At 37.9% G+C, this 11,769-nt stretch carries 9 protein-coding genes and 2 tRNA genes; 1 reads left to right on the forward strand and 10 read right to left on the reverse strand.

Annotated elements, in window-relative coordinates; genetic code table 11:
• Nucleotides 1-67: 67 nt before the first annotated feature.
• The 10 genes from JMW61_RS04920 to gltX all read right to left on the reverse strand — a co-directional run bounded on the left by JMW61_RS04920 (nt 68) and on the right by gltX (nt 10,233).
• Nucleotides 68-997 (reverse strand): hypothetical protein, encoded by a 930-nt coding sequence (locus JMW61_RS04920; RefSeq protein WP_201549817.1) that lies wholly within the window; start codon nt 995-997, stop codon nt 68-70.
• A 3-nt stretch (nt 998-1,000) separates the two neighbouring features.
• Nucleotides 1,001-2,791: an ORC-CDC6 family AAA ATPase gene (locus tag JMW61_RS04925; RefSeq protein ID WP_201549818.1), complete on the reverse strand. Its 1,791-nt coding sequence runs from the start codon at nt 2,789-2,791 to the stop codon at nt 1,001-1,003.
• A complete protein-coding gene (locus JMW61_RS04930; protein ID WP_201549819.1) occupies nt 2,788-3,834 on the reverse strand; it encodes an HD domain-containing protein in 1,047 nt (348 codons plus the stop codon). The genes JMW61_RS04925 and JMW61_RS04930 overlap by 4 nt, the downstream gene beginning before the upstream one ends.
• Nucleotides 3,834-4,889, reverse strand: a complete 1,056-nt coding sequence (locus tag JMW61_RS04935; protein ID WP_201549820.1) for a DNA cytosine methyltransferase — start codon at nt 4,887-4,889, stop codon at nt 3,834-3,836. Before JMW61_RS04935 ends, JMW61_RS04930 begins: the two co-directional genes overlap by 1 nt.
• 204 nt (nt 4,890-5,093) lie before the next feature.
• Complete coding sequence (locus JMW61_RS04940; RefSeq protein WP_201550366.1) at nt 5,094-5,747, reverse strand: LysE family translocator; 654 nt, start codon at nt 5,745-5,747, stop codon at nt 5,094-5,096.
• 273 nt (nt 5,748-6,020) lie between these two features.
• Nucleotides 6,021-6,096, reverse strand: a tRNA-Glu gene (locus JMW61_RS04945).
• A 145-nt stretch (nt 6,097-6,241) separates the two neighbouring features.
• A tRNA-Ala gene (locus JMW61_RS04950) sits at nt 6,242-6,317 on the reverse strand.
• Between the two features lie 122 nt (nt 6,318-6,439).
• Nucleotides 6,440-6,817: a hypothetical protein gene (locus JMW61_RS04955; RefSeq protein ID WP_201549821.1), complete on the reverse strand. Its 378-nt coding sequence runs from the start codon at nt 6,815-6,817 to the stop codon at nt 6,440-6,442.
• A gap of 84 nt (nt 6,818-6,901) precedes the next feature.
• A complete protein-coding gene (locus JMW61_RS04960) occupies nt 6,902-8,443 on the reverse strand; it encodes a hypothetical protein (protein ID WP_201549822.1) in 1,542 nt (513 codons plus the stop codon).
• A gap of 260 nt (nt 8,444-8,703) precedes the next feature.
• Complete coding sequence (gene gltX, locus JMW61_RS04965) at nt 8,704-10,233, reverse strand: glutamate--tRNA ligase (RefSeq protein ID WP_201549823.1); 1,530 nt, start codon at nt 10,231-10,233, stop codon at nt 8,704-8,706.
• A 310-nt stretch (nt 10,234-10,543) separates the two neighbouring features.
• Between gltX and rsmH the strand changes: the two genes are divergently transcribed.
• A complete protein-coding gene (rsmH, locus tag JMW61_RS04970; RefSeq protein ID WP_265090101.1) occupies nt 10,544-11,635 on the forward strand; it encodes a 16S rRNA (cytosine(1402)-N(4))-methyltransferase RsmH in 1,092 nt (363 codons plus the stop codon).
• Nucleotides 11,636-11,769 lie beyond the last annotated feature (134 nt).

The following is an 11,769-nucleotide window of genomic DNA, read 5'->3' on the forward strand; positions in this document are numbered from 1 at the left end:
AAAAGCCCAATCCCCGTCAAAGTAGGGGATTGGGCTTTTTTATTATCTGAGAAAATACATCTACAGATCAAATAGAAAAGCCTTGTACAATATCACTAGGACTTGCATAATTTGGATAGTTGTATATTTCAGCTTCAGCGTAGCAAATTTGTACTTCATTATGTTCTAAGGCATAAAGTCCCACACCTAATGAAGATATTTTAGTATTGAGGGGAGAGATAATTATATTGTACTCATTAAAATTGTTTTCTAATACTTCTTCCAAAGTTAATTTAACCAAAGAAGGGTCAGTAGAAGAAAAGTCAAACTCACTAATGTCCAATTCACTGTATCCCAGTCTATCTAATAAACTATTTTTTATTGATCTGAAATTACCAATATTTTTTTCCTTCAAATCTCTACTAATCTGTGAATTTCCATCGCCATAACCTATTGTTATTTTATTAGGTTCAAACTGTCTGACAATACTCATTACTCTTTCTTCTTCGAATCCTGCTAAAATCACTAAATGAAGCTTTCTAGATGGATATAAGACTCCTGAGTATCCTAATATTGACCTCACTTCGAGCACACCTTTACTTAACCAGTCTCCGTAAGATTCTGCACAGTTGTTTAAGAAAATTGTCCTATCAGTTAAGTTTTTTGCATTTAGATAGGCTAGTAAAGAAAGTAGCATTTCTCTTGACATGGAAGTTATATCAACTAGGAGATCATTAGCTATACCACTGATCTCCTCATCTAGGCTATCTAGTAGTCCCATGCTACTTATAGATTTATTACCAATAATTTTACTGTTTCTATATTCATTAAAACTATCTAAATTATTAGCAGTTTCATTTAACGAATGTAAGTTTACTAAACCTATAATTTTACTAACTGAATCATTAAGAGCATTAGCTATATTCAAACATCGAGTATCAAAACCTAATCCAATTATTAAAATTTTGTCTTCGGAAGAAAGCTTAGAAGCCAGATTTTGTAAACTAAAATTTTCCATGATTTAATCGCCTATAAAAAGAGAAGGTTGTATATTCTTTGAATCTACGGCAATAACTCCATCTTTTCTTAACTTACTTTCATAAGCTTTTGGATCCAGCATTAATTTTTCTAATATTGTAGAGCTTAGAGATTTATCACCCGAATAGCCGTTAGGATCTAGTTTATACATAGGTGCAAGTCTTTTAGTAAGTACATAACGAGTTTGTCTACCAAAACCACTTCGTGCTCCTCTAGTATCGGTATAAAAATAGCCATGCGATTCGCCTAAAGCAAGTATAGTTTTTAAGTTTTCTGATAGCTCACCACTCACAGTAAACGAATTTAGACGGCGTTGTGAACTACTATCGTCTATAATATGCGAATAAAAAACTCTACCAACACCATCAATTAAGTTTTTAAGTTTTATAAAGTTGCTTTTATCGGCTTCTTCCTCATCATCATATGCTAAAGTTTCCAAATCCTTGTAAAGCCTATCTGCTTCTTCTCTTATAATTTTATCTTGCAAGCTTGGAGGTATAGTAGTAACTAAGTTATCTAGTAGAGCTTGCTCAGCATACATATTAGCAGCAGGCTCTAAGAAGCTTCTTACGATACCTGATGAGATATGAGTAAGTTGGCTAAAGCCAGCATACTTATAATCATTTCCATGTCTAGATTCAACTAACTGTTTTATATACTGTGGTCTTGCTTCTCTATAAGCTTGATCACTTGCTCGATAGCCTTTTCCATTCTCTGCAAATTGATCTCTGAATTCTTGTGCAATCTTAGCAATTTTTTCTTCCTGATTCATATCGTCAGGGAAAAAGTCTTTAGCTTTTGTGGGAATTGCAGCTATTGCAAGACGTTTATTGACTATTTTTTCTAGGAAAACTGAATAATCTCCTCCAAGTGAACCTGTACGATTAGTCGTAAACTCTATTTTATAAAAATCATGAGGAGATTGAATTCTTATATCAGATACAGTTTTGTAAGTTTTGTACCTTAATTGAGTAGAAACTTTTAATGAAATAAGATTTGTCGACCTATAGGATATCCAAGAATTTAGGACTCTTGTTTGTTGGTCACTTAAGTTATCAGCATCATCAAATAGTAAATAAAATGCAATATCATCTGGTATTATTTTAAATTCTAATATCTTGCTGACAATAGGAATTATATTGTCTTGAAAGCTTAGTAGTATGCCATCGAAGTTGTGATATTCCTTACTAAAAGCGCGTTTCTTAATATATGTATTGGTATCTAAAAAAATTTTATTAAAAATACTTTCTATTTGAACTAACTGTTCATGTGCTGAGTAATTATCATTAATCTTAATTTCTTCGTCATAACCTGAAGACACTAGATTAGGTTTGATACAACTATCAAAAAACGATGTTATTAGGTCTTTATTGAAGTTTTTCTGACTATTAATATAGCATGAAAGCCTATTAAATAAACTAATTAATACAGTTACTGTCAATAAGCTTTCAGCAATTATTGTTCCACCAATTTCTTTCTCAATGCGCTTATATTCTGGATTGTTTAAGTTTGTTTTTTTTATTCCAATATAAACTCCAAAATATTGAATTTTCTCTATTCCAGATTTGACAATAGACTGGCAATCAGGACATAGCATTCTCAGCATCATACTTTTGCCGCTTCCTCTATGCCCATCAAGAAATTGATGGCCTGAGCTCTCTAGTTTGCTAAATTCAGGATAAGGTACAAATAAATCAACTATATCTTGCGCAGTTAGTATCTCAGGAGTGGAAACGGTAAATGGATTGTTTTGAATTAAACGTGAGTTCTTCATCTTTCTCTATCTCTTAACTTTGTTTGAATGGCCTCACCATTATAGTCTTCCTTATATTTAAGCAAAGGCGATTCCCTTGTAGGATAGCCTTTATCTTCAAGCGTAATTGCTAATGGTTCAGCAATCTCATGAGACTCATCCTCATCAAAAAATGATAGAGTCACTTTGATAGAGTCTATACTGCAAACCTCTTTAGTGAAGCGATTACAGTATATACGCTCTAAATCCATTTTTTCTAAACGACTATAGATGTAATCAATCAAGAAATTTTCTTCATCCTCTTTTCTATATTTATTAGAGAGCCAGCTTTCTCTTAAAGAGAATTCTAACATTAGTATATTACTTTCATATTGATTATTGGTTATAGAGGTGCCATATAAATGGTACAATTTATTCGCTTCAGGTATCATGTCATAAGACATTAAATAGTTAGAAGATCTACTTCGATTTTCGCAAATTTCATCAGATATTCTCAATATTCCTGCTAAAAGTTGTTCACGTACTGCTATCGCGTGCACACCTTTAGACTTTTCTAAAACTCCTATCGTATCTTTGCTACCGCTATTAGTAACACCTCCATGAGCAGCAGCTATTTTAGCTATAATTCTATTTTCAGTTTGATCAAAACTATTTCTACTGTAGATATCTTTCAGCACTAAGAAGCAGGCATTGCTATGACCTTCTCGACCTAAGATGTTACCAGCATCATGAATTCGAATTGCCACTAAAAGACAGAATATCTCATAAGGACTTAAATTTACAACCTGTGTCGATTCTTCATCGTAATCAATCCCTAAACCCAATAAAAATCCAGCATATTTTACTACTTCGTCAAAATGAGCTGTACTATGATCGGTATATAGACTCTTATCAACTCCATCTGAGTTAATAGTTAGTCCTACGTTTATTTGAGGGTAAACATTACTTTTTAAATAACTTAAAATACTTAAGTATTTAGAAAAGTATTCTCCTGATCTGTTAGGAAAACTATTATTATTTTGAGACACTTTTTTAAAGTACATTTCTAATGGTAACAATGACATCAATTCAACTCCATAATACTTTCAAATAAAATTTTTGCTAATTGTGGTGGGACGGCGTTCCCTACTTGCTGTTGCTGAAACCCAATCGAACCTTTAAATTCAAATGAATCGGGAAAAGACTGCAATCTTGCCGCTTCTCTAACAGATAGCCCCCTATCCTGATAGGGATGTATGAGCATATTCTTACGAAAATTTCCAATCACTACTGAGGGCTTTAAAGGGTCTAATCTCTTGTATATACCCGTATGACATCGACTCTTGTTAGCGTAGTTGGTCATTAGTTCTTCTGGTATTGACTCCCAATTTCCACCCTGAGGGATATGTTTATATCTCTCAACTATGAGAGGTGAGTTCTTAGTTACTAGATGACCTGTGCACTCTGAGAGCTCGCCTCTTAAATTTTTAGCATATTCACTTTTTGGTCTACTACTATAAATATGAACAGACGATGTGTTCCCATTCTCAAGAATAGGTAGATCACTTAAAGCATCTTTGACAGTGACAGTCTGAAAACTATTTTGAGTAGGAGGTGGAACCTTTATTCCTTTAAGAGAACCAATAATAAATAGTCTGTTTCTTACTTGAGGTATACCGTAATCAGCAGAGTTTAAGACAAACCAACTGGTACAGTAACCATAGTCTTCAAAGCTACTAACGATTTTGTCAAAGAAATACCCGTTTTCAGTATCTAAAATGCCTTTAACATTCTCAAATACTATCCATTCAGGTTTAATTTCTCCTATGAGCCTTAGGTATTCTTCGAAGAGCCAATTATTTTCGTTACTCAAGTTACGATTTTTTCTATTGGAGGTTGAAAAACCTTGACATGGAGGGCCGCCAAATACAATTAAAGGCTCCCTCCTATCTAAACCTGAAAAATCGTTACTATGAACTTCTTTGATGTCTTTTCTTAGAAGTTTGACACCTTTATGGTTTACATCAAATGTTTCAGCAGCATGTTTGTCTATTTCAACAGCATATTTGATAGAAACACCACTTTGGGAGGCACCTAAAGACATGCCCCCGACACCAGAAAACAAATCTATTCCTTGCATAAGTCACTTAATATTGAGGTTTATAATAAGATTTAACGGATGGAAAATTACTGAGTAAAGATAGAGATATTATTTCATAAGCTAATAATAGCATAGCACATGATTTTAATATGAAAATCTAGTAATAATCAGGTAGCAATTATATAGAAGAAAGCGGCACAGTTTGGTGTCTCTACATTAATATGAAGCTATTATCGATACTACTCAACCCTTTTCAGTCAATAGCTTAATACCTAAGCCAAAGAATATTACACCGCTAATTTTGTTTAATAAGGTTTCGATAGACGGCTTTTCGCGCAGGCTTTTGCTAAAACGAGATGATAAAAGTGACAAACAAGAAAACCAGATAAAGCCAGTGACGGCAAAAGTGATTCCGAGCATCAAAAACGACAGCATGCCATAAGCATAACTAGAGTCGATAAATTGAGGGAGGAAGGCTAAGAAGAATAGCGCGACCTTTGGATTAAACACATTGGTTAATACCCCTTGCTTATAAGTCTGCCAACCTTCTTTGCTATGTTTGCTGATAATGTTTTTATCACCAGCTAAGCTGTTTGCTATCGAATTTGAGTTTTTACTCAGTAGCATCTTTAGACCCAAATAGCACAAATAAGCTGCGCCAATATATTTGACGATCATAAATGCCATTGGTGAGCTTGCGAGTAATACCGATAAACCTAAGGATGCCAATAATGTATGTACCAAAATACCTGAGGTAATGCCTAATACAGAATGAAATCCAGCGGTCTGTCCCTGTGAGACACTACGAGTAATAATATATATGCTGTCAGTGCCAGGAGTTAGGTTTAATAAAATAGCCGCTAAAATAAACCCTAGATAATTCTCGATACCAAACATAGTAAATGCCTCCATTCAATGATTCTACAAATCCATGTGCTATAGAATATTTATGTATTTTATAAAGTATTTTAAGAATAGATAGTAGCGAGCATTTGGTCAGTTAGCAATAGTGCCAATAGCCATTTGATAGTTAGAGTAGGATTAAGAGAAGTTTGAAAACCAACAGACATAAAAAAGCCCAGTCACCGTATGATGACTGGGCTTTTTTATTGTTCGCTTACTAGTCTAATCTAATGCTAAGCAAAAGTGCTAGTAAGTGACGCCGAATAGTGGCGTCCCCAGGGGGATTCGAACCCCCGTTACCGCCGTGAAAGGGCGGTGTCCTAGGCCTCTAGACGATGGGGACGCATAGAGTGTTATAACCAATGGTTACAACGGTACTTCACAATATCAGATAGCTTACAAGTAAGCATTGCCTAGGTGCTGATATCGTCCTACTAGCGAGTATCTATTATAAATTTCAGTAGTACTGAGCATTGCAATAAATAGTATGGTGGAGCTAAACGGAGTCGAACCGTTGACCCCTTGCATGCCATGCAAGTGCTCTACCAACTGAGCTATAGCCCCTCGCTAAGAGTGTGCGTATTTTATGCAAGACCGACAGTCCTGTCAACTACTATTTTAAAAATAATCCATAAATATGCAAAAAAAAGCGTTTTAGCCTACTTTAATGGCTTAACAAGGCCAAATTAGCGTGGATTTTGCTTAAGAGAGATCTCTTTGATGGCTTTATCTGTATAAAACTCTTCTTCGGTACAATTAGAGTTACCATCAGAAAAAATGATGACACAGCACTCAGTAGGGATATATTGACCGCCTTTTTCTCTGACGGTTCTGATACTTTTAAAGCCAGTGATGTCAAACTGGCTTAATTTGTCTAGATTATGATTGGTATAACCACAGTAAGTGGTATATATCCATTTCAAATCTTCAAAGTCTTGACCCTTGGTAAGGGTAAGCTTTGCATCATAAAGCTCTTTTACGATGGCATCATAATATTTCTGTGCTTCTTTGAGGGTGTTAAAGACATAATCTTTGCTTTCTATCGTGACGGTTTTAACGGCCATGTTTATTCCAGTTAAATTTTAAATGCTGATACTAACGTAAAGAGGAGGCAGTCTTCAGTGGGTTTTAGTTATTTTTGAATCAGTTTACTTGTTATCCAATAATATAGTGGGGTTTTGATTACTACTGTCTTCAATCTTATCTAAAGGCGCTACATTGATCTCATCAAGCAAATGCCAAATAGCTTCTTCTATCTCTTCCCAGTCCTCATAAGAGTCAGTTACAGTAGACCATTCTACAATGATACCGCTATATCTATTAGAACTTGAACGACTGCGTATAATAAATAATTCACCATCATGAATAGGGTCAGCAGTCAAATATACTTCAGATAAAATTGGGTCTTTTGGCTGACCAACACAAGATAAATCCCCATGTTCCTTCGGATAGCATTCCAAATTATTTTTAACGAATTTCGTGTCTGTTATGATAATAGCGTGTTTCAATAAATGATTGATTTTTGCTCTTGCTGACAAAAAAACAGGGTTAGTTATGCCTGCACTGTCTGTTACATTAACCATTACACGATTGGGTGAAGGTCCTGACCGTATATAGTGGTCTTTGAGACCATTACGAAAGAGGACAAACTTAAGCGAGTCATTCAAGGTCGGAGTTCTAACCTCTTTAATGTCGCTCTTAGCTGGCTTAGAAGGTATGAATTCGATTGGAAATTGACCCAAAAAATTCCCCGACGACTTTCGATTGTAAGGGTTGGTTTCATCCTTTTTAACACTAACAATCAATTCTGGTGTGACTTCGAGCGTAAAAATTTCACCAGTTTTGGCTTTTGGTGTATCAGTCTTTGACAAATCCTCTCTTGGATTATCTATAAGATGCTGGATTTTAGTAACAGGTGAGACATTCCAAGTCTCTAATAGTCGCCATATATTAGCGTCTATTTCCTTCCATTGGTGCAGATTATCCTTATGCACATACCATGATAACTCAATTCCTCCATAAATAAGCTCAGAGTAGCTGACGCTCACTTTAGGTTCAGAATCCCAAATATCAACCACTAATCCAGATATTTTAGGGTTATTAGATTCTCCGAAACATTGATAGCGATATTCCAGTTTATGACATTGCATGCCGTATTTATCCGACATTGTCGGGTCATACTTTCTATTTTCGAGCGGTGAATATTTTAAATAGTTTTGCTCGGTGGTCAGATAGGAGGAGTCACGATCAGTTTCCTTTATGTTGACTTTTACCTGATCAAAATGATCTAAGCTACCCGTTATCATACTGCTTCTATCAGTTGGTTGGACAGTCGATCCATTTAGCATAAGGCTAAACTCTAAGCCATCAAATGAGTCTCTTGGTTTAAAAGGTATTCGCTTTGCTTCTGACTCGGTTAACAGCGCATACTTTTTTGGCTGATAATCAAGAGGGAATTGTCCAAGATACATCTCATTTTCTGGATTATAGGAAAGTTTAGTAGGAGGTACGTGCTCTCGTCTTTGCCCTAGTTCAAGTTTGACAATAAAATTCTCGTTGAACATCCAAGTAACCAGCTCACCTTCGCTCCATGGGTCTACTCTTTCTTTGCGCAGACAACCAGCTTGCAGAAGGCATAACACCACAATGATGAGAATGCTTGATACTGAGAATTTATTTGATAGACTCATGAATTAGCTTATTATTATCGACTTTGGGACGTCATTTTCGCTTGAGTGTAACTCAATACCGCTCACTATCGAAAGATTAGGCAAAAAACTTTATACTGTTCTAAATATAAACTTTATTCAAGTCTTAAAATAAAAACGCGAGCCTTGCTATTGCAAAACTCGCGTCCTATCTAAATGAAGTATTGAAAGTTCTTTTTAAAGGATTTCCCTTATGGGCCTAAATTTGAAGTAGCTTGTCAAGAATAAGTTTTTTAACGACTTTATTCAACAGCAGCCAAAAAGTCTGGCAATTCTGCCGCTTGTTTCTCAAGCTTTTTAAGTTTCTTTTTACCGAGGCCACCCAATACATCAACCGCATGACGCAAGCGTGTTAGCGTCATGTCAGCACCGATAATCGCCATAGAGTTCATGACTGGCGTCGATGACGTGCTACCAGCGATAGCGATAAAGAATGGCGCCATAAAATCACGCATCTTAATATCGAGGTGAGCGGCAAGACCTTTTAGCGTGGCGTAGATGTTTTCTTCCGACCAAGTTGGCAAGACTTCTAACTGCCATAATGACAGCTGTAGCATCTCGATGATTTGCTCAGGTGTGAGTGACTTATGTGTAAAGCTATCCGCAGTGATGTCAGGTAGGTTCTGGAAGTAGAAACCACTCCAATTTACCGCATCAGACAATAGTTCGATACGTGGTTGAATGGCGGCTGCGATAGCCGTTAATTTGTCGCTATTGCTTGCCCATTCGAGGATTTTATTTTTTAGCTCTTCAGGGGTTAGGGCGCGTAGCCACTCTGCGTTTAGCCAGTTGAGTTTTTCGATGTCGAAGATAGGGCCGCCAAGTGACACACGCTGAATGTCAAAGCTGGCAATCATTTCTTCTAAGGTAAACTGCTCAGCATCATTTGGCATCGAGTAGCCCATACGACCGAGATAGTTGAGCAACGTTTCAGGTAGTACACCCGCATCACGATAGTAGGTGATAGAGGTTGGGTTTTTACGCTTAGACAGTTTTGATTTGTCTGGGTTACGCAGTAATGGCATGTGGCAAAGTACTGGCATCTCCCAACCAAAATATTCATAAAGCAACTGATGCTTAGGCGCAGAGTTCAACCATTCCTCACCGCGCATCACATGACTGATGTCCATTAAATGGTCATCGACGACATTGGCTAAATGGTATGTTGGCATGCCGTCTGTTTTTAGCAGCACTTGCATGTCGACTTGGGTCCAAGGAATCTCAACCGTACCACGCAGCATGTCATGAACTTGGCAGATGCCTTCGGTAGGCACACGCATACGAATCACATGCGGTTTGCCCTCGCTTACCAATTGCTCAGTGGTTTCTGGTGCAAGGTGAGCACAGCGACCATCGTAACGTGGCGTCTCGCCATTAGCCATTTGCTCAGCACGCATGGTATCTAGCTCTTCGCTCGTACAAAAACAGCGAAACGCATGGTCTTTTTCTATTAGCATCTCGGCGTGTTTGGTATAAATATCGCTACGTTCACTTTGACGATAAGGGGCGTGTGGGCCACCGATATCTGGACCCTCGCTCCAGTCTAGACCGACCCAACGTAGTGCGTCTAAAATCATTTGTTCTGATTGCTCGGTTGAGCGCGTTTGGTCAGTGTCTTCGATACGTAAGATAAATTCGCCGCCATGCGCTTTAGCAAAGGCCAAGTTAAATAGTGCGATATAAGCTGTTCCTACGTGAGGAAAGCCAGTCGGTGAAGGCGCGATACGAGTACGGACAGGGCGCGTTGGTGCTTGGGTCGATGTTTGGGTCATAGGAATCTCAAAATACGTTTGTTAATGAATTTAGCAGTGAAAGAGGGTAATAAAAAATCGCAATGACAAATATGCATGAAATATTTGAATAAAAAATACGGATGAAACAATAGTCGTCAAAGTAGAAAAATAGCGTAAAATATAGCGCTAGTATAACAGAGAGATAGGATATTTTTAATGAAAAGCCCTTCTAGCGCTTGACTACAGATATATCCTTGCGATAATAATGCTAAGCAAGGCATAACTTGTTTATTTTCATCTGATTTTTTACTATTACTGGCCAATATGGTCGCCATCTACTGAGTCGTTTGTGTCACTATTAAATAATAAGCCAGAAAATAAGCCACTATCTAACGTAAATCATCCTGAAACTGCTGACGATACCCACTCTGACGAATTAAGTTTTGTTCATGATGCCGTGCTTCTACCAGAAACAGTCGCCGCCGTCTTGGGTGTCAAATCTTTGCCGAAGCAAACAGGCAATGATGATCAAAACAGCCTCGACCAGAATGGCTTGCAGATAAGCGGTATTTACGTTGATGCGACCTTTGGGCGTGGTGGACATAGTCGACTACTATTAAGTCAGCTTGCCGATGACGCGCAGTTGATTGTTTTTGATAAAGATCCGACAGCCATTAGTGTGGCTCAAGAGTTGGCAAGTACAGATAGCCGCGTGAAAGTGGTTCATGACAGCTTTGCGACATTGACGGACAGTCTAGAAGCCATGGGCATCACTGAAGTTGACGGCTTGATGGCGGATTTGGGTATTTCCTCACCGCAGATTGATGATGGCAGTCGTGGCTTTAGCTTCATGCGTGATGGTGCAGTTGATATGCGCATGGACACCAGCCGTGGGCAGTCGGTCGCTGAATGGCTGATGAAAGTTGATGATGAAACCTTGGCTAATGTGCTTTATGACTTTGGCGAAGAGCGTCATAGCCGCCGTATTGCACGTGCGATCAAGCAGATGGATAGTTATGAGTCCACGCTTGAGTTGGCAGAAGTGATCAAAGTTGCGCATCCTAATTGGCAGCGCGGCAAGCATCCAGCAACTCAGAGCTTTCAGGCCATGCGCATTTTTATTAATAATGAGCTTGGCGATGTCGATGCCTTTTTAGAACAAAGTATCCCAATTTTGAAATCCGGTGGACAGCTTGCGGTTATTAGCTTTCACTCGCTAGAAGATCGCCGTATTAAGCAGTTTTTGCAGCGCCATAGCAAAGGACAGTATCCAGAAGACGAAAAGCTACCGATGCCGCCCAATCGTCCACGTTACTTTAGCAAGCCTAAGCGTGTGGGTCCGAGCAAAGCTGAAACCAGTCAAAATCCACGCTCGCGTAGTGCATGGTTGCGCATGGCAACACGTACGGATATTGACTATCTGCCTGTCGGCGACCAGTAAAGTCTAGATAGTTCGTACATAAATATCTACTTATTCTAAGTACTTGGACATATATGTGCTTAGAAATATAAGTGCTTAGATGTTTCAACGCTTGGGCATAGTATTTGGTCACCTATCGGTTTATGAGATAGGAC

Source organism: Psychrobacter fjordensis (assembly GCF_904845995.1).
GTDB classification, from domain to species: domain Bacteria; phylum Pseudomonadota; class Gammaproteobacteria; order Pseudomonadales; family Moraxellaceae; genus Psychrobacter; species Psychrobacter fjordensis.